Consider the following 18,643-nt stretch of genomic DNA (forward strand, 5'->3'; position numbering starts at 1 on the left):
TTCACCTCATGATGAAATATCTCTCTTTACTGTAATAGGGATGACACCCATTTCAAATTCAAACTTAGCGATTTGTAAGGAATCATTGCTGTCGATATCAATCAGCACAGGAGCTTCCATTGAAATCTGTAGGGACCTGGCTCCAATGATCCTCGCACGTTCATACTTTGTAAATTTCTCATTGCTCAATTAATCACCCTGGCAGAAGTTACAATAGGATGGATGACGTGGAATTTACTGGATCTAGAAAAGTCCATTTATCAATATTAATCGGAATATATAGGGTATTCGGAGTCCCTCCGAATGTGGTTTGCTAACTATTCATACACTTACCAATTCCTTTAGTATAAAGGGATGGGACCGCTGAGATTCGAACTCAGGTACCGGCGTCCCGAACGCCGAAGGATGGTCCAGCCTACCCTACGGTCCCTTACTGGTATGGTGCAACTACATCGACAAGTTCAACGTGTGCAAGGATCATGCGTCTGCAACAGTACCGGGTGATACCCAGATCATCAAGTACTGCAGCAGATGCTTCTCCTTGATCAACTCGCCTTTTGTAATCTTCCCAGCTATTTGCAATTACCTTGCCACATGTGAAACAGCGAACTGGTAACATTTATGCTTTCACCTGTAAGATTTCTGGTATCTGGCACGAGCGCCAGGTCCGCCAAATTTCTTGGATTCTTTCTGTCTGAAGTCATTTACCAGGAGACTGCGGTCATATGCCATGTATGCATCACGAAGAGCGGTGTCATTTGTCCACTCTACAATACCTCTTGCAATAGCGGTACGCACTGCATTTGCCTGGCCAATAATTCCGCCTCCGCTTACTGTTACATCGATATCAATACCGGATACGGCATCTTCAGCAAGCATGAGGGGCTCCATGATTTTAAGTTTTACAAACTCCGGTTCTAAAACTTCCAGAGGTTTCTTGTTAACACGGGTTTTGCCAACGCCCTTACTAACAGTTGCGCGAGCAATGGCTGTTTTCTTCTTCCCTGAAGTATTACAAACTTTGTTGGTCATTTATGATTCTCCTTAGAATTTTGAACCCATTTTTCTGCTCAATTCCCCGATGGTAATATATTTTGCAGTACTCAGGCGGTCGATATCTGTTTCTTCTACAACCTCTAATTCAGCCTTTCCAAACTCTTCAGGTATGCCAATATAAACCCTGAGGCGTGCAAAAGCGTCTTTTCCACGTGCTCTTTTGTATGGGAGCATTCCCCTGATAGATCTTTTAAGTATCCTATCTGCCCTTTTGGGGAAAAATGGGCCAAATTCATGGCTTCCAAGTGACCTTTTGTGCTCGTAATCTTCGTAGGTAGCTATTTTTGCTCCAGAGATTATAGCTTTCTCGGCGTTGACTATGGATATGGTTTCACCAGCAAGAAGTCTATGTGCAATCTTGCTTGCAAGCCTTCCCATAATAAGTCCATCTGCATCGATAACTGTCATTATAGAACACCTGCCTTTAGATCAAGATCCTGATACCGGAGCCTGCCGGTTTTTCGTTCATAATCTCTTCAATAGTGACACATCTGCCGCCATTTTCTGCGATTTTTTCCTTTGCAGATGCACTGAAACCAAGCGCTGCAACAGCCACGGAGCGTTTCAAAATGCCGGCACCAAGTACCTTTCCCGGAACAAGAACAATTTCACCCTCGTTTGCGTTCCTGTTGAGTTTACTCAGGTTTACCTCGGCATAGTTTTTCCTTGGTTTCTCCAATCTTCTGGCTATATCTCTCCAGATCGGAGCATCTTCCTGACGTGCCTGTTCCTTAAGGCTGACAATCAGGGAAGGAACCCGTGGATCTGATTTCCTTTCAATTTTGTTTTGTGTTTTTTTACTCATAATGTCCCTCTGCAAGAATATCTCTCACTCACGCACAATTTGCGTTCGAACATGGTGAATAGATAGGGAGTGTGGGGTGTAATTAAATTACTAATAGATAAAGATTGTGCATTAGTCAACCGTTAATTGAAACATTTTGCAGGACCTTTTCATAGAATTTGTCCACATCACAACCAAGTTCTCTTCCGATAATAAGGGCAGCAACTTCAACATCCACCATGCCTGAAAGATTCTCATGCCGATTATTCACAAGTGATACAACCTGTTTTAGGTCCATATTACTGCACGATGCGATGTATTCCAGAATCTGATCAACAAGGGTTACCTGGTGCAGGATATCTTTTGAAGGGATGAACCCTCTCGGGATATCAATTGTCGATGGATCAAAAGCAGGGTGCAATTGTTCATCTTCCATATAAAGTAGATGAGAATTTAAAGCAATATCCAGTATTCTGGATGCCTGTTCGGGTGTCATCCATTTAAGGTCGAAGGAGAGAGAAAATTCAAAATCCTGTGGAAGCATTGGACTTCCTTCATTCCTTTTGAAGGGAGCTGCTGCCACACACTTCAATTCATCCATCAGGAGCCACGTCTTAATTCATCAACAATTGTATCAGCAATTCTTCCACATTCGGTTCTGCCGGGTCCATCAATATGATTGATACGAAGAGTAAGGACATCCCCTTCAAGAATTGCCCTTACCAGAAAAACATCACCTTTGAAAGGGACCCTGCTATATTCACCATCCAGGTAACTGTATTTCAGTGAGATACGGAAATCCACCATCCCTTCAGGTTCAATTGTGCCAACAACAGAATCAGCATTACGATAATTCAATGGTGAAAAATCAATACCATTCATGACGATTTCAACTTTGAGTTCACGTTTTGCCTGTATTCGGTAACCTCTTCTTGTAACAGATTCGGTAACAAACATACCGAACCTGCCATCCGTATTAGCCATCACTTTAACAAGATAGGGCAAATCTGCATAATAGCGGTTCTTTTGTTCAAACTGAACTTCCCTGCGCGGGAACCGGTGGTAAATCCTTTTCTTCATCATGGGTTTGGATCAATTCTATTTTATTTATAGAGACACCAGTTTGGCATCTATAATACCATCAACATGGCGAATTTGTTCCAGGATATCCTCGGATACTTCGGAATCTACATTCAATGCCATAATGGTCTTCCCACATATTTGGACACGGCCTACCTGCATTCCAGAAATATTGATCTCGTTATCACCCAGTATCATGCAGCAGGGGCCGATTACATTGGGCCTGTTGATGTGGTTGGAAACAATCATGTAACCGGATGGTGCAAGATCTACCCGCTGGCCGTCTATCATGATAATCCTTAAGTCATCCTCTACAACCGTACCGGTAATACTCTTGGAAATTGAATCCTTGCTGAGTTTGATCGTTACGCTGGATGAATATTCTTCTACTCTTTCGGATTTACTTTCTATGACTTCAATATCCCGGGATTTAGCAATTGAAGGAGCATTTACATAATTCACAGCAGCACCCATTATGGTTTTAAGTACACCTTTAAGGGCCGCAAGTGTGAGATGTCGGGTATCCTTGCCGGCAACATCTCCCTTATATGCAATTTCCACTTTTTCATAATTTCCATCCATAAGCTGGGATACTGCACTTCCCAGGGTCTCCGCAAGTTCAAGATATGGATGGATTGTGGACATTATTTCCGGTTTTATAGAGGGGATATTGATCGTACTGCGGGCAGGTCCGCCATTTAATACAGATATTACCTCTTCTGCTACGGATACAGCCACATTGACCTGTGCCTCTTCGGTCGATGCACCAAGATGAGGGGTGACAACAGCATTGTTCAATCCAACAAAAGAACAGTTTTCAGGTGGTTCATGTGTAAAGACATCTATAGCAGCACCTGCGATCTTATCATTTTTTAGAGCCTCTCCAAGTGCATCTTCATTGATAATTCCGCCACGTGCACAATTAATGACCCTTGCAGTAGGCTTCATCAGGTCAAATTCTTCAGTATCGAGAATATTGCGGGTTTCCTTAGTCAGTGGTGTGTGTACGGTAATGAAATCGGCACGTTTTGCAATTTCTTTTACAGATGCCAGTTCCACACCCAGTTCTTTTGCCCTGTCCTCGTTTACAAACGGGTCATAGGCAAGGATGTTCATTTCAAGCCCCTGTGCTCTTTTGGCTACTTCAGCACCTATCCTGCCCAAGCCTATCACTCCAAGGGTCTTCCCATTTACTTCAACACCTAAAAATTTCTTACGTTCCCACTTACCTGCTTTAAGTGAAGCAGTTGCCTGCGGAATGTTGCGTGCCATTGAAAGCATCATTGCAATTGTATGTTCCGCAGCTGAAAGCATGTTGCCTTCCGGTGCATTCACTACAATGATTCCCTTCTCTGTAGCTGCAGGAATGTCTATATTATCCACTCCAACCCCTGCACGCCCCACTATCTGGAGTTTATCCGCGGCTTTTATTACTCTGGCAGTAACCTGGGTTCCGCTGCGTATGACCAGGGCGTCAAACTCTCCGATTTTCTCAACAAGCTCATCTTCGGAAAGGCCGGTTGAAACCTCCACATCGAAATGTTCTTCAAGTTTTGCCACTCCTTCCTCTGATAACGAATCACTGACTAGTACCTTCATTTTAATATTCTCCATGTGATAACAATGATATAATACACCGATATAACGGATAGCCTCCGGTGAACACAGACTTTAGATTGAACCACCCATATAAATATATCTAACCATCATAAACAGTTTATTTTTTGGGCTCTTTAGAGTTTCCCAGTATATTGCGTGTCATGCATGACAGCCATTTATAGTGAAGCAAAGTATGTACCAGAACGGCAACTGCCAGTATAATAGAAACCTATTATGTACTATAGTCCAGGTTGCTTTTGTAGGGGCCAGATATGCCTGATAACGACCTTGTGGTACTCCTGAAGGAATAAAATGATACATATAAAAGCCTGTAAAAGACAGCGATCAAAATAAGAAGGAGGATGAAAAGGTCAACTGAATAGTTCAAATTTGACCTTTTCACACTTGCAACCTTCTAATAATTATTTAATGTACAGTCCACACTTGCATGCACCACGGGTCTCGACATCGCGGGAACGGCGGGCACAAGGACAGATTATCTTCTTATCTTTTTCTTTATCTCCTGTTCTTTTCTGGCAGAAGCAGTACCATTCGCCATAATTACGCTTGTTGTTAGCTATATTTTTCACTGCTGTGGTGATAACATCATAGTCCGAATTAAGTTTGTACCCGGTAGTTTCAGCGTTTTTCTTGGAACGTTCATAAAATTCCATCTCAAGCTCATCTTCGAATTTCATTATATCACTCCTTGTATTCTTTGTTTAATATAAATAAAAAGATTTGGGCACAATCAGGACCGTGCAATTTCACCCAGTTTTATTCCCAGTTGCCTGCAACCCTCTAAATCATCTTTTTCAGGCCTGAATTTCACTTTTAAGGGATCTTCCACAAATTCCATTTTGGTATTCTTGAGAGCCTCTTCCATCTGTCTGATTGCACCTCCGCCCCAGCCATAGGATCCGAAAAATGATACCTTTTTGTCTTTGGGGCGCAAGCCTTTCAGGTAAGTCAGGAAACCACCCATTGTGAAGAACATCCCATTGTGCATTGTGGGAGACCCAAGGGCAAAGACCCGGCATTCCATTAATTCCTTGATGAGCATGCTCCAGTCATTTTTGCGCAGATGGAACAAGACAACGTCAGTGCCTGATGCCCGCACTCCTTCAGCAATTGCTTTTGCCATCATCTCTGTGCTGCCCCACATTGAATCATAGATCACAATCACCTTTTGGTTCCCTTTCCCCGATGCCCATTTTGCGTAGGCATCGATTATCCGTTGCGGATCGTTGCGCCATATAACACCATGAGAAGGGGCGATCATGTCAATCTGTAATCCTAGTTTCCCGATAGTTTCAAGATGTTTGAGTATTCGGGATGCAAAGGGTGTCAGTATATTGGCAAAATATATGGCGGCATCTTCCATCACATCTTCTACCTGGTCATCGAACCTCTTTGAGGTGGCAATATGCTGGCCAAATGCATCATTGGAAAAGAGGATATTATCCTCTTTGAGGTAAGTCTGCATGCTGTCTGGCCAGTGAAGCATGACTGCTTCAATAAACATCAGGGTCCTTTTGCCGATGTTTAATTCGTCCCCTGTTTTCACGGTCTCAAAATTCCAGCCACTACACCCGGATTCGGCATAATATTCATTAAGTCCGGTTTTGCCCCTTTCGGTGGCAAATATTTTGGCGTTTTGGGCAACTTCCAGAATCCGTGGCAGGGCACTGGAATGGTCCATCTCCACATGATTGGCCACAATATAATCTATCTTTGAGGGATCCACGATCCTGCTGATCCTTTCGATCATCTCGTCTGCAAAAGATGCTTTAACAGTGTCGATGAGGGTGATCTTTTCATCTACTATAAGGTAAGCATTATATGTGCCACCGCGGGGAGTTTCATAACCGTGGAAATCACGCAGGTTCCAGTCGATTACACCAACCCAGTAAACCCCTTTTGCAATTTCAAGTGGCTCTTCTGGAGTATCCACAAAATTCACCTGCCAGGTTTATGTCTGCATCCTGAAACCGGTGGCTTCATCCAGTAAACCATCAATGAGTTCATAGTGGCCACGCTCAAATTTGGCTATTTTGCTGAAAAATTCCTGTTCTGCCTTTTCGGTGGCTTTCTTCTCGAGTTCAAGATAGAAATATTCACTCTTTCTTTCAAAACGCAGTGCTCCAAGCATAATACCAATCTCTTCCAGATTGTTTTCTGTGAATTCCACGTTCAAAGATCCACGGAAATCAGGGATACTGGATTCAGGTATTTCGACTTCTTTTCCCTCGAGGAATTTGTGAAGGTACTGGGCATGGTGTTTTTCTTCCTCGGCCAGGAACTCGTAGGTTTTCTTTGCACCGGGATTGCCGGTAAGATTTGCTCTTTCAAGATAGAAGTCATGCCCCTGGTCCTCCAGGGCAATTGCCATTTCCACTGCTTCTTCAACCGTACTAATGTTCTCGAGTTCTACATCTACATCTTTGAGTATATCTTGCAATTTATTCAACTCCCACAATGAGTAGCTATTATATTTGACAACGTGAGTAATTAAAACTTATCTATGTGCGTTTTATCCCTGACTGCCACACGAGAAGGTTTTTCAGGAGATTCTGCAGGGTATCCCATGGGAATTACGGATGCCACATCAAAACCATCCGGAATGCCAAACATGTCCATTATTTTTTTGCCATGGAATGTAAGGGTGACTCCCGCCAGTCCTTCAGCAGTTGCAGCAAGCAGCATATTTTCTATGCAGGCATATGTTGAGCCTACCGCCTCATCCCCGAATTTCTTGTCATAACAGACCACGACAATAACGGACGCGGTCTCGATGGCCTTCTGCTGCTCTGGAGCTTTTTTTCTCATATCAGCAAGACGAGCCCTTAGTTTTTCATCTTTGACAATTATAAACTCCCAGGGTTCGCTGTTAAAGGCGTTCGGTGCCTGGGTGCCTGCATAAAGTATTTTGTCCAGTGTATCGGCAGGGACCTCGCGGGAAAGAAACTGCCGGGTGCTGGTGCGTTTCTCTATTGCTTCAAGAACTTCCATTAAATACCCCCATTATAATGACTGCAAACAACCTCTGTTTTTAAATGTAAATAACTTTTCCTGAAAGGCTCCTTTGCACTCTTTTTATTGATTCTACTAAAACAAAATGAAGAAATGAGTTTAGAAACATTGTTTTTTTGAGTAAAAGAAGTCATATTGCATGCTTATTGATAAAACACATTGCTGCGAAGTTGTTGAAACATATGAAATATAATATCCGGCAATTGCTGAATATTTAGTAGTAATACCTGAAGATTTGCCTGAACAATATAATCATAATCATATAGATATTATATAGGCAGGCATAGATGACCCAAAAACGCAATGCTGCTAATATGGCGAGTGTATTTTGATAAATCTGCTTTTTTTGACTCCCCTATTATAGATTCGTACTTATGGTACTAATCAGCGGTTCTTAGGAATATATAACCATTCGTGATGTAGATTAATGTGAAGTGGTAAGGGGTATGGTGGTGGTACCCGAACAGCTTCACTTGCCAGGGGAAGGAAGTGAGAGCGTTTGTTGTTGAAGGTGTTGACCTCCCGATGTCTATCGGGACTGTTAATTCCTTCCCTTGAAGCAAGTGGGCTGTTCCGGTTAACTGCATCCCTTTTGACCGCTATGAAATGAAAATAAGATCAGATCTCAACGGAGGTAAAAAGGAATGCAATGGAAGATAAGTGTGTTCTTGCTTGTAGCAATGTTATGCCTGGCCTTCACAGGCGCAGCTGCAGCAGAGGACAACGTTAAGTGCTGCTGGGAGAAACCCTGTGGCACAGAAGTAGAACAGTGTGATCAGGAGACTACATTTGTACTTAATGAACCTGACACTGAGAATGTAAATATAATCGTTAACGGCGGACAATGGTATTATGTAGATATGAATGATGACGGTTTAGTAAGTTCTGGTGATGTGAGACTTACAGGCTGGCATGATGAATATGGACCAAACACCAAAGTTCTGCCCGGTGACGATGACAACCTGCTTGGTGCGGATGAATTGGATGAACAGGACATAATCACATACTGGGACATCAATGACAATGGAATGTATGACCTCTATGACCCAGCGTATGTAGATGTCGACAACGATGGTCTTGTTTCTGTGGGTGATATCAGGCTGACTGATGTTCCACCAGTTGATGTATATTCCCTTGAAAACGCCGATCTCGGTGAACTTGTCATGGAAGCCGGTTCTGTAAACGATGCTAACAACCAGAGATGGAGTGTTGTTACCAGCGCTAACGATGCAGGACAGCAGGACAAGGGCATGACTCTTGCACACATCGGTAGCGGCTATCTAGAAGACCTTGTCGGCTATGTAGATGTTGATGCTTCCGGTGACTGGACCTGTCCAGACAAACTTTATATCAACCAGCCAGGAGACTGCTGGTTCGATGAAACCGTAACAATCGGTGACATTAGACTCTACATCCCAGCATATGATGAGCACAGCCCATCCTACAACCCAGATGAATGCATACCCGAATGTGGTACCAAGGTTGTACAGGGCGAGCATGACACAACATATGCATTGAAGGTCAACATTGGTGCAGATCTTGCAGCAGACCCAGATTATGCAATGAACCAGATCTATGTTGATATGGACGACAATGGAAAGGTATCATTCGGTGATATCAGACTTTCCAACATATCCACAACTTATCCACCAAACACAAAGGTTGGACCAAGCAACCAGGCAGACCTGGATAATGGACTTGAGGATTTGTCAAGTCAGGATATCTCTTACACAGACATTGACGGCCTTCCAGGATACAGTCTCGGAGATCCACTTTACCTCGACCTTGATGGAAGTAATGACGTAACTGCCGGCGACCTCAGGCTCAGTGACGTACCTGTCTTTGAGCAGGATGGATACATGCCAGGCGAAATTGGAGAGGCTTACACTCTTGTTGAAGCAGGTGCTCTCTCAGGAGATGAGGATGTCGGAACTGCACTTGCAGTCGCAGGATCCTTCGATGACATGGCTGGATACGTGGATTCTGACTGTACCGGAACCTGGACCTGTCCAGACAAACTCTATCTGCAGCAGCTCTTCGATGAGCGTGGAGACCTGTGCAATGTAGAGGATGTAGATTATTCCCCTGAGGAATACTACGACTGGTTCGTAACCGCAGGTGACGACAGGCTGTATGTACCAGTAAATGACCCACTCAGTCCATTCAACGGAACGGAGGAATGGCCAGAATGTGGTACCAAGGTAACCCTTTGCAATGTCGATATTGAGTATGCACTTAAGAACATCATGATTGATGTTGGTTTCATCGACAGGGACAAGGATGGAGAGTTTGACCAAACAACTCCCGAAATGTCTGATGCAGCATACCTTGACATGGACAGGAATGGACATGTATCAGTCGGCGATATCAGGCTGAACAACTTCACAATCAGTGGAGAACTCTTTGAAGCAAACACAAAGGTTGCAGAGCATGACGAGGACCTGAGGTTCGAGAAGCCTCTGAAACCACAGGGTAATGATCAGCTTGATGACCAAAATGATCCAAACTATGTCGGTGACACACTCACTGTTGATTACATGGGTACAACCCTGGTGTTCAACACAACTGATCAGCATGTCGGCTGGTTCGACACTGACTGCAGCGGAAGCTGGACCTGTGTTGATGCACTGTATCTGCAGGACCTTGTTGAAATTCCAGGTGGCTATGATGTTTCAGCAGGCATCGATGGAGATTCCGAAGACCTTGCTGTAACCCACATGGACTTCAGGCTATACATCCCACCAGACATGATCTGTGAAGAGGATAATGGAGACACTGGCAACGGTGACACACCACAGTACAACCAGTTTGATGCCAACGAGGATGGAGTAATCTCAGGAACTGAACTGTCTAATGCAATTGATGCATACTATGATGGAGCAATCAATGGCAGTGAACTTTCAGAAATAATTGATTACTACTACCTTGGAGGAGCAGGCTATCTCTGAAAAAGGTTTGTTGAGAGGTAAGTCCCCTCTCAACTTACATCTATTTCAGGGGGGTATATGATGAAAAATATGTTGAAAACAATAGGAATCGTAGCTCTATTGCTATTAGTGGCAATACCTTTGATATCCTCTGCTGCTGCAGAAAATGTCAGCAGGGACCTTTCATCACAGACGGTGGCACCTGGTGATACAATCACTGTGAGTCTTGATGTGAATGATCCCGATGATCGTATTATCATAGATGATATGGTTCCAGCGGGATGGTCCATTACAGATGCTGGTACCGGGGACATCTCAGAGACAGATCATATCAAATGGGTTGATTTCGGTGATGTAGCCAGTACAACCTACACCTATGATGTTCAGGTACCAATGAGTGCCAGTGGCACTTACAACTTTGATGGTAACTACATCCTTACCGGTGGCGTGGCTGAAGCATCCATTCTTGGAGAATCAGAGGTTACAGTCACTGCAGAAGGTAATGGAGACGCAATGGATGTCAGCAGGGACCTTTCTTCACAGACAGTGGCACCCGGTGACACAATCACCGTGAGCCTTGACGTGAACAACCCTGACGATCGTATCATCGTAGATGATATGGTTCCAGCGGGATGGTCCATCACAGATGCTGGTACGGGGGACATCTCAGAGACAGATCACATCAAATGGGTTGAATTTGATGGTAGTGTAGCCAGTACAACCTACACCTATGATGTTCAGGTACCAATGAGTGCCAGTGGCACTTACAACTTTGATGGTACCTACATCCTTACCAGCGGCGCAGCTGAAGCATCCATTCTTGGAGAATCAGAGGTTACAGTCACTGCAGAAGGTAATGGAGACGCAATGGATGTCAGCAGGGACCTTTCTTCACAGACAGTGGCACCCGGTGATACAATCACCGTGAGCCTTGACGTGAACAACCCTGATGATCGTATCATCGTGGATGAACTGGTGCCATCAGGCTTGACACTCACTGATGCCGGCACAGGAGATACTTCAGAAGCTGGCCACCTCAAATGGGTTGAATTTGATGGTAGTGTAGCCAGTACAACCTACACATATGATGTACAGGTACCAATGAGCGCTACTGATGGTACTGTCTACAATTTCGATGGTACTTATATCCTTACCAGCGGTCAAACGGAAACAACCATCACAGGTGAAATGCAGGCAACTGTAGAAGTAGAAGATGAGGTATCTGCAACCAGGGATATCATCCCCGAACCTGCAGAAGTCGGACCATGCGATGAGTTCAACGTCAGCATCGAAGTGATGAACGACGGTGTAGGTTCTCAGGTTGTTGAGACAATCCCTGAAGGATTCGAATATGTCAGTTCCACATTGGGTGTACCCAACAGTATTGTGGATGGAAATGAAGTAACGTTCATCCTTGACGGTGAAACAAGCTTCGAATACACTGTACGCGCCTCCAACGAGGAAGGCACACATGCCTTTGACGGTGTAGTAGAAGATACCGAGATGAATGAATATCCAGTTGGTGGGGAAACCACAATCGATGTGGTCCTTCCAGAAGGAATTGCAATCCAGCCAGGCTGGAACTTCATGTCAGTACCATCTGAACTGAACAACAGCAGTGTTGGCTATGTCCTTGCAGATGTCAACTATGATGCACTGATATACTACAATGCATCCGCAGGCACCTGGGACACTGTCACTGACTTCGAACCACTAAAGGGATACTGGATCAAGAGTGCCGAGAACTGCACTCAGGTCATTGCCGAAGACATGCTCGAACCTGAAGTTCCAGCAGTGCCCGCCACAATGACAGTCTACGAAGGCTGGAATGCTATTGGCTACACTGATTCAATGGACATACTGTCTGCTGAACTGGTACTCGGCTCGATCGATGAGTCCTACACAACCGTGAAGGGACCATACAACCCTGCCACAATGTCTTATGAGCAGGTTGGCCACAACGGTGAAACCGGAGTGATCTCTGGAATCCATGTAGGAACAGACGTCTACGACATGGGCCCATACGAGGGACACTGGGTCTACGTGACCGAGGAAGCCACCCTTAGCGGGTTCTGATGTGAGGGAAAGACAAAAGTAAAAATTTGAGGTGGGTTTGCGAACTCACCTTTTTTTATTTAAATAATCTTGCATATAATAACTCAAGGTGATTAAATGATCAAAAAGGGGAGCTTTACCAGATACACAATAATCTTACAGGTATTCGTATTATTATTCGCAATAGCAACGATACCGGCATGCAGTGCTTCGCAAGGAGAAATTCCTTCATTGCCTCTTCTAGTAGAGGGAGAAGTAAGCCAGGGAGATAATGCAGCACCTGCCGGAACGGAAGTTACAGCAGTACTTGATGGCAATCAGGTTGGTTCAACCACCCTGCAATCAGACGGAATTATTAGCAAAGAAAATCAGCTTGCAATAACCTGTGAACCCGATGACTACAAGAATCTGAAGTTCTATGTAGACGGTACGGAATCAGATATGTATAACACAGCTGAAATGGCTGATTCCCAACCAGGTGACGTTATTGAACTCAGCCTTAAAACAGCATCTACAGGAAGTGAAGACACAGGGTCCTCAGATGGATCCAGTGGTGGAATGGCAAGTTCATCAACTTCAACCGATGGTGTGGATCAGGCAGCAACAAGTGAAAGCACAGGTGATGAGAGCGAGTTAGACGCTACTGCTTCTGCTGGAACCAGTTCTTCTGAGGAAACTGCAGGGGAAGATGTACCCGCACCTGAATCACAGACCACTTCCATGACAGGAATCGGTGTGATGGCAATAGTACTGGTATCACTTCTGGGAATAATTGCCTTCTTGATATACAAAAAAGAGGATTAAAATAAAGAGGTATACCCAGATATAAGAGCTCCTCTTATTATCGAAAAAGGCCGATCCTTAATGATCGGCCTAATCTCAATCAAGCGATGTGATACCATGCAATGTACTGGAACCGGGCGTGTGCTGATAATAATACTACAAGTATTCATGTTACTTACAGTATCAACAATGTCAGTAGCAGTAGCTGAAGAAAGCCCACAAATGCCATCTTTACCATTAGTTATCAAAGGAAATGTAACAATTGATGGTTCACAGGCAGATCCTGGTACAAGCATTACAGCAAAAATAAATGACCAGATAATAGGAAGCGTTCAAACCAGTAATGCAGGGGTTTATGGTGATCTTTCGGGAAACAGCCTGATTGTGACAGCTGAGCCAGAGGATTTCAAAAATATAGCAATTTATGTGAATGGAAATGAAGCGGAGTATGATGGGGATAAACTTGTAAATGCAAACCCTGGGGATACTATTGAACTGGATCTTACTGTAAAGAAAGACAGTATGGAAACATTTCAGGATAACTCTATGTTTCAATTTGTCTTGCTGGGGTTAATAATTATAATAGCTGTATTTGTAGCGCTCAGGTACCGGTCAAAATGAATATATGGGGAGTCTGAAATGCTCAGCCTTTACTTTGTGGGGTTTATTGAGATTTATTTGTCCCCTTTGAAAGAGTAAATGGTGGAGGTGGTGGCCATTAAACGAAGAAGCAGAATCGATATTTCGGCTGAGATATTAGACGCAGCAATGAGTGGGGCAAACAAAACCCAGATCGTGTATAATGCAAATTTAAACTTCAGTATTGCAAAAAAATATCTGGAAATGCTGGAAAAAAAAGAATTGATACGTAAGGAAGGAGACCGCTATGTTACTACTGAAAAAGGAAAAACCTTCCACGATCTCGCAATGATACTGAAACTTTGAAACTGCATTAAAATCATAAAAACAAAATTAAAAACAATAATTAGAAACAATGTTTCTAATTTTAATTACGATGGATTTTATTAGTCAGACATGTGTTAGTTAAAAAACCCAGTTACAGACATATAATAAATCCATTAAATATATAATATTTTAGATAGAAATAGATATATAATAATACTTATTATAATTATGAGCATGACACAACCCACTCCCCCAAACTGCACGAAACAACAAAGTTCCCTTACTTTTAGAGAATTAGTGTATGCTTTGACTCCCTATTCAATCAGCAAATTTATGGTGGCAAGGAAATGCGGATTGAACAGGCAAAAAACAATACCCAAAAACCCGAACGTTGCTGTTTATCCCCCATCAATGGACATAAACAGGGTTGTTGAAAAAGAGTTGGATAAATGTGTGTCATTCCTTCCTTATTGTGCAAAACCCCTGGGTGAAAATTGCTGCCCTTTGAATACTCCTTCTGATGGCAGGAAAAGTCAGGATTGCCTTAAATTAAATGGCAAAAAATGTAATATTCCATGTTCTCTGGGAAAAATGATTGATGTCCTAAAGGAGCATGAATTTACAAGTGACAGGATATTCATTATTGATAGTGATTCGAACCTTTTTCCTTGGCTTAAACAAAAGAAAGAAGAAGGATACAGATATTTCATGCCGGGTGTTGGCTGTCCCTATGGAGTTAACTATGCACTGGATCATGTGGAAAAAGATCTGGGTTTTACAGGATGTGTTATCTTTATTGAGGACTATGACCCCTCCGATCCCAAAAACGGTGTCTGTAGGAATCCTTCGGATTATTTGAATATGGAATACGGCGATAAAGGAAAAAAGACACAAATACCGGATAATGCTATAAAATTAATGAGCCAAATTTTTGATGGTTCGGTTTTTACCAAAGTATAATTAATTGTTCATTGAACACTTTTGAACCTGACTTGTCTTCCAATCTGCCTACTTTTGCGTGCAATTTTTTGTTTAGAAACAAAGTATACGAATAGTTAGAAACTTAGTTTACTACATAAGTATAAACCATCCACTTCATAGTTTTAATCATCCTATAATAACGGTGGTATGAATGGAGTGGATACGATGAATCAAATGAAGATAGCGCTGGCTATATGCGCAGCACTAATGTTAATTATTACAATTCCCGCAGCCTCGGCTATAACGGTTGATGGGGATAAAAGTACGGATGAATGGAACGATAACTGGAGCTATGGTCAGATTAATGGTACTGGCTATGACATTTATAACACAGGTGACAGGCTGGAAATAAGACAGGGTGCATTCGGTCAAGATACCACTACATGGTATGAAGAAGACCCTAAGAATGATTCAGGAACCAGTCATAATGAATCAATGGCCCAGCTTGGAGACTCAAGTGGATACGATATTAAGCAGATTTATGGTCACTACGATGTAGTCAATGATACTCTCTATGGTATGAGTACAGTTTATGGAATCCCTGGAGATCTTGACGGTGATGGCAGCATAAGCACAGATTGTGACAATTATGGTGACTGTGTTGGAGATGTGGGTCCGGCAGGTACAGGTATGGGTGATCTTGAAACATGGAAGATCAGAATTAGTCAGGATGGAAACCCCACTGTAACACTCAGAATTAAGAACAATAACTGGACAGTAGATGAAGGGCCACTTGGTTATGATGATGTAGAAGCTGCATTTAGTCCAACAGAAGATGGCGTCTATGAAATTTCAATAAGTGGAGTTAGTGAAATATGGGATGTTGGTCCCTGCCAACCAGATCTGAAAGTGGAAGTATATGCAGGTGGTCTGGATGACGGTCCGGGGGAAGACACTGCAACTGCATTTATTCGTCTTCCATGCCCTGACATCATGATCGAGAAATCAACCAATGGTGAAGATGCCGATATTCCTACAGGTCCGTTTATATCTGTCGGGGATGAAGTTACATGGACATATAATGTAACAAACACTGGGGATGTACCTCTCAACAATATTGTTGTAACCGATGATCAGGGAGTTGTAGTAGATTGCCCTAAAACAACACTCAATGTCAGTGAATCAATGATATGTACTGCTGTGGGTACTGCAGAAGAAGGTCAGTATGCCAACATCGGCAATGTCACAGGTGAATTTGGTATAATTGTGGTAAATGACAGTGATCCAAGCCACTACTTCGGTGTGAATTCCTCAATCGATATTGAGAAAGCAACCAATGGAGTAGATGCCGATGATCCAACCGGACCTTACGTTACTGTTGGTGGAGATGTTGTATGGACTTACAATGTCACAAACACCGGTAATGTGAATCTGACTGACATCGTTGTTCAGGATAACATGGGTGTAACTCCAGCATACATAAGTGGAGATACAAACAGTGACAATATACTCCAAACAGATGAAGTCTGGATGTACAATGCCACAGGTGTGGCAGAAGAAGGTCAGTATGCCAATCTCGGTAATGTTACAGGAACTGATCCAACTGATGCCGAGGTTACCGATGAAGATCCAAGCCACTACTTCGGTGTGAATTCCTCAATCGATATTGAGAAAGCAACCAATGGAGTAGATGCTGATGATCCAACCGGACCTTACGTTACTGTTGGTGGAGATGTTGTATGGACTTACAATGTCACAAACACCGGTAATGTGAATCTGACTGACATCCTGGTTCAGGATAACATGGGTGTAACTCCAGCATACATAAGTGGAGATACAAACAGTGACAATATACTCCAAACAGATGAAGTCTGGATGTACAATGCAACAGGTGTGGCAGAAGAAGGTCAGTATGCCAATCTCGGTAATGTTACAGGAACTGATCCAACTGATGCAGAGGTTACCGATGAAGATCCAAGCCACTACTTCGGTGTGAATTCCTCAATCGATATTGAGAAAGCAACCAATGGAGTAGATGCCGATGACCCAACCGGACCTTACGTTACTGTTGGTGGAGATATTGTATGGACTTACAATGTCACAAATACCGGTAATGTGAATCTGACTGACATCCTGGTTCAGGATAACGTTACTGGAACTATCGATAATCTAGTCGATAATGGAAATGGTGACTCTATACTGGAACCTGGTGAAGTCTGGATGTACAATGCAACAGGTGTGGCAGAAGAAGGTCAGTATGCCAATCTCGGTAATGTTACAGGAACTGATCCAACTGATGCCGAGGTTACCGATGAAGATCCAAGCCACTACTTCGGTGTGAATTCCTCAATCGATATTGAGAAAGCAACCAATGGAGAAGATGCCGATGATCCAACCGGACCAACCATTGAGGAAGGCAACACTGTAAACTGGGAATACGTTGTTACCAACAACGGTAATGTGAATCTTACCGATATTAACGTAACAGATGACCAGGGTGAGATTCCGGTATTCCAGAGCAGTAATCTCAATGGAGACGATATTCTCGAACCTGGTGAAGTATGGACATACACTGCCAGCGGTACAGCTGGAATTGGCCAATACGCCAATGTTGGTAACGTTACAGGAGAACACAATGGATATACTGTCACAGATGAGGATCCCAGCCACTACTTCGGTGAAGAACCACCCCGGTCAACTCTGGGTAACTATGTCTGGGAAGATCTGGACAAGGATGGTATCCAGGATGAAACTGACACTGGAATTGCTGATGTAACTGTCAATCTCTACACAGAAGGTGGGGTGCTTGTAGACAGTACAACCACAAATGAAACAGGGTACTACCTATTCACAGGCCTTGTTGCAGGAGATTACTTCGTCGAGTTCTTGCTGCCGGATGATTATGAATTCAGTCCTGCTGACCAGGGAACTGACGACGCAGTAGATAGTGATGCCAATGTAGCAACCGGAAGGACTGTAACAACTTCACTGTTTGCAGGTGAAGTCGACCTGACATGGGACGCTGGAATGTATCTGCCTATTTCAATCGACATCGAAAAGTCGACAAATGGCCAAGATGCAGATGATCCACAAGGCCCTAAGGTTGAAGTTGGATCAACAGTTGAATGGGAATACGTTGTTACAAATACTGGAGGCGCTAACCTGACCAACATCAATGTAACTGATGATCAGGGTGTGATTCCTGTATTCCAGAGTAGTGATCTCAACAATGACACTATTCTGGAACCTGGAGAAACGTGGACTTATACAGCCAATGGAACTGCAGAAGTTGGCCAGTATGTAAACAATGCAACTGCAACAGGTGAATATGAGGGAGAAACCGTAGAAGATATTGATCCAAGCCACTACTACGGAGAGGAGAAAGATGTGCCTACAGCGCATCCGTTGCTAACAGTGGCCCTCATAGGAATGGGGATAGTATTGTTCCTGAGGAGAAAAGACGAGTGAGAATGGATTTGTAAAAATCCATTCTTTATTT

The 18,643-nt window shown here is 43.3% G+C and carries 19 protein-coding genes and 1 tRNA gene; 7 read left to right on the plus strand and 13 right to left on the minus strand.

Translation table 11 applies throughout. The features are described from left to right. Positions 1–6: 6 nt before the first annotated feature. The 13 genes from BHR79_RS06070 to BHR79_RS06130 all read right to left on the minus strand — a co-directional run bounded on the left by BHR79_RS06070 (position 7) and on the right by BHR79_RS06130 (position 7,531). The gene (locus BHR79_RS06070; protein WP_072561516.1) at positions 7–189 is read right to left on the minus strand and encodes a DNA-directed RNA polymerase subunit K; all 183 of its coding nucleotides are present in this window, start codon (positions 187–189) and stop codon (positions 7–9) included. Positions 190–355: 166 nt separating this feature from the next. Further along, positions 356–430: transfer RNA gene (locus BHR79_RS06075), tRNA-Pro, on the minus strand. Further along, positions 431–619: a DNA-directed RNA polymerase subunit N gene (locus BHR79_RS06080; RefSeq protein ID WP_072561517.1), complete on the minus strand. Its 189-nt coding sequence runs from the start codon at positions 617–619 to the stop codon at positions 431–433. It abuts the tRNA gene before it with no gap. A gap of 8 nt (positions 620–627) precedes the next feature. Beyond that, on the minus strand, positions 628–1,032 hold the full coding sequence (locus BHR79_RS06085; protein WP_072561518.1) for a 30S ribosomal protein S9: 405 nt from the start codon (positions 1,030–1,032) through the stop codon (positions 628–630). A 12-nt stretch (positions 1,033–1,044) separates the two neighbouring features. Beyond that, a complete protein-coding gene (locus BHR79_RS06090) occupies positions 1,045–1,464 on the minus strand; it encodes a 50S ribosomal protein L13 (protein ID WP_072561519.1) in 420 nt (139 codons plus the stop codon). 16 nt (positions 1,465–1,480) lie between these two features. Then, positions 1,481–1,861, minus strand: coding sequence for a 50S ribosomal protein L18e (locus BHR79_RS06095; protein WP_072561520.1), 381 nt, complete (start codon positions 1,859–1,861; stop codon positions 1,481–1,483). Between the two features lie 115 nt (positions 1,862–1,976). Then, the gene (locus tag BHR79_RS06100; protein ID WP_072561521.1) at positions 1,977–2,441 is read right to left on the minus strand and encodes a DUF2240 family protein; all 465 of its coding nucleotides are present in this window, start codon (positions 2,439–2,441) and stop codon (positions 1,977–1,979) included. Further along, complete coding sequence (locus tag BHR79_RS06105) at positions 2,441–2,923, minus strand: hypothetical protein (RefSeq protein ID WP_072561522.1); 483 nt, start codon at positions 2,921–2,923, stop codon at positions 2,441–2,443. Before BHR79_RS06105 ends, BHR79_RS06100 begins: the two co-directional genes overlap by 1 nt. A 24-nt stretch (positions 2,924–2,947) precedes the next feature. Then, entirely contained in the window at positions 2,948–4,519 is a 1,572-nt protein-coding gene (gene serA, locus BHR79_RS06110) for a phosphoglycerate dehydrogenase (protein ID WP_072561523.1), read from the minus strand. Positions 4,520–4,941: 422 nt separating this feature from the next. Next, on the minus strand, positions 4,942–5,217 hold the full coding sequence (locus BHR79_RS06115) for a ferredoxin-thioredoxin reductase catalytic domain-containing protein (protein WP_072360932.1): 276 nt from the start codon (positions 5,215–5,217) through the stop codon (positions 4,942–4,944). A gap of 53 nt (positions 5,218–5,270) precedes the next feature. Beyond that, the gene (locus BHR79_RS06120) at positions 5,271–6,473 is read right to left on the minus strand and encodes an FprA family A-type flavoprotein (RefSeq protein WP_072561524.1); all 1,203 of its coding nucleotides are present in this window, start codon (positions 6,471–6,473) and stop codon (positions 5,271–5,273) included. Positions 6,474–6,491: 18 nt separating this feature from the next. Next, positions 6,492–6,980, minus strand: coding sequence for a ferritin family protein (locus tag BHR79_RS06125; protein ID WP_072561525.1), 489 nt, complete (start codon positions 6,978–6,980; stop codon positions 6,492–6,494). Positions 6,981–7,030: 50 nt separating this feature from the next. Next, positions 7,031–7,531, minus strand: a complete 501-nt coding sequence (locus BHR79_RS06130) for a nitroreductase family protein (protein ID WP_072561526.1) — start codon at positions 7,529–7,531, stop codon at positions 7,031–7,033. Between the two features lie 665 nt (positions 7,532–8,196). Here BHR79_RS06130 and BHR79_RS06135 point away from each other — a divergent pair. The 7 genes from BHR79_RS06135 (at position 8,197) to BHR79_RS06165 (ending at position 18,612) form a co-directional block, all read left to right on the plus strand. After that, positions 8,197–10,500 carry a hypothetical protein gene (locus tag BHR79_RS06135; protein WP_072561527.1) on the plus strand — a complete coding sequence of 768 codons (2,304 nt, stop codon included), beginning with the start codon at positions 8,197–8,199 and terminating at the stop codon, positions 10,498–10,500. Positions 10,501–10,557: 57 nt separating this feature from the next. After that, complete coding sequence (locus BHR79_RS06140; protein WP_072561528.1) at positions 10,558–12,555, plus strand: COG1470 family protein; 1,998 nt, start codon at positions 10,558–10,560, stop codon at positions 12,553–12,555. 96 nt (positions 12,556–12,651) lie between these two features. Continuing rightward, entirely contained in the window at positions 12,652–13,338 is a 687-nt protein-coding gene (locus tag BHR79_RS06145; RefSeq protein WP_072561529.1) for a hypothetical protein, read from the plus strand. 147 nt (positions 13,339–13,485) lie between these two features. Then, positions 13,486–13,938: a hypothetical protein gene (locus BHR79_RS06150; RefSeq protein ID WP_143743598.1), complete on the plus strand. Its 453-nt coding sequence runs from the start codon at positions 13,486–13,488 to the stop codon at positions 13,936–13,938. Between the two features lie 90 nt (positions 13,939–14,028). Then, complete coding sequence (locus tag BHR79_RS06155; RefSeq protein ID WP_233125738.1) at positions 14,029–14,262, plus strand: winged helix-turn-helix domain-containing protein; 234 nt, start codon at positions 14,029–14,031, stop codon at positions 14,260–14,262. A 195-nt stretch (positions 14,263–14,457) separates the two neighbouring features. Next, a complete protein-coding gene (locus BHR79_RS06160) occupies positions 14,458–15,183 on the plus strand; it encodes a hypothetical protein (protein ID WP_234970477.1) in 726 nt (241 codons plus the stop codon). A 186-nt stretch (positions 15,184–15,369) separates the two neighbouring features. Then, the gene (locus BHR79_RS06165) at positions 15,370–18,612 is read left to right on the plus strand and encodes a DUF7507 domain-containing protein (RefSeq protein ID WP_072561532.1); all 3,243 of its coding nucleotides are present in this window, start codon (positions 15,370–15,372) and stop codon (positions 18,610–18,612) included. Positions 18,613–18,643: the final 31 nt, after the last annotated feature.

Source organism: Methanohalophilus halophilus, from assembly GCF_001889405.1.
GTDB lineage: Archaea > Halobacteriota > Methanosarcinia > Methanosarcinales > Methanosarcinaceae > Methanohalophilus > Methanohalophilus halophilus.

What these genes read in the sequence shown, in the direction of transcription:
- BHR79_RS06130 (WP_072561526.1), bottom strand. Translation starts at nt 7,531, where the DNA reads ATGGAAGTTCTTGAAGCAATAGAGAAACGCACCAGCACCCGGCAGTTT.
- BHR79_RS06135 (WP_072561527.1), top strand. Translation starts at nt 8,197, where the DNA reads ATGCAATGGAAGATAAGTGTGTTCTTGCTTGTAGCAATGTTATGCCTG.
- BHR79_RS06145 (WP_072561529.1), top strand. Translation starts at nt 12,652, where the DNA reads ATGATCAAAAAGGGGAGCTTTACCAGATACACAATAATCTTACAGGTA.
- BHR79_RS06150 (WP_143743598.1), top strand. Translation starts at nt 13,486, where the DNA reads ATGTTACTTACAGTATCAACAATGTCAGTAGCAGTAGCTGAAGAAAGC.
- BHR79_RS06160 (WP_234970477.1), top strand. Translation starts at nt 14,458, where the DNA reads ATGACACAACCCACTCCCCCAAACTGCACGAAACAACAAAGTTCCCTT.
- BHR79_RS06090 (WP_072561519.1), bottom strand. Translation starts at nt 1,464, where the DNA reads ATGACAGTTATCGATGCAGATGGACTTATTATGGGAAGGCTTGCAAGC.
- BHR79_RS06095 (WP_072561520.1), bottom strand. Translation starts at nt 1,861, where the DNA reads ATGAGTAAAAAAACACAAAACAAAATTGAAAGGAAATCAGATCCACGG.
- BHR79_RS06085 (WP_072561518.1), bottom strand. Translation starts at nt 1,032, where the DNA reads ATGACCAACAAAGTTTGTAATACTTCAGGGAAGAAGAAAACAGCCATT.
- BHR79_RS06140 (WP_072561528.1), top strand. Translation starts at nt 10,558, where the DNA reads ATGATGAAAAATATGTTGAAAACAATAGGAATCGTAGCTCTATTGCTA.
- BHR79_RS06100 (WP_072561521.1), bottom strand. Translation starts at nt 2,441, where the DNA reads ATGGATGAATTGAAGTGTGTGGCAGCAGCTCCCTTCAAAAGGAATGAA.
- BHR79_RS06105 (WP_072561522.1), bottom strand. Translation starts at nt 2,923, where the DNA reads ATGATGAAGAAAAGGATTTACCACCGGTTCCCGCGCAGGGAAGTTCAG.
- BHR79_RS06165 (WP_072561532.1), top strand. Translation starts at nt 15,370, where the DNA reads ATGAATCAAATGAAGATAGCGCTGGCTATATGCGCAGCACTAATGTTA.
- serA (WP_072561523.1), bottom strand. Translation starts at nt 4,519, where the DNA reads ATGAAGGTACTAGTCAGTGATTCGTTATCAGAGGAAGGAGTGGCAAAA.
- BHR79_RS06080 (WP_072561517.1), bottom strand. Translation starts at nt 619, where the DNA reads ATGTTACCAGTTCGCTGTTTCACATGTGGCAAGGTAATTGCAAATAGC.
- BHR79_RS06115 (WP_072360932.1), bottom strand. Translation starts at nt 5,217, where the DNA reads ATGAAATTCGAAGATGAGCTTGAGATGGAATTTTATGAACGTTCCAAG.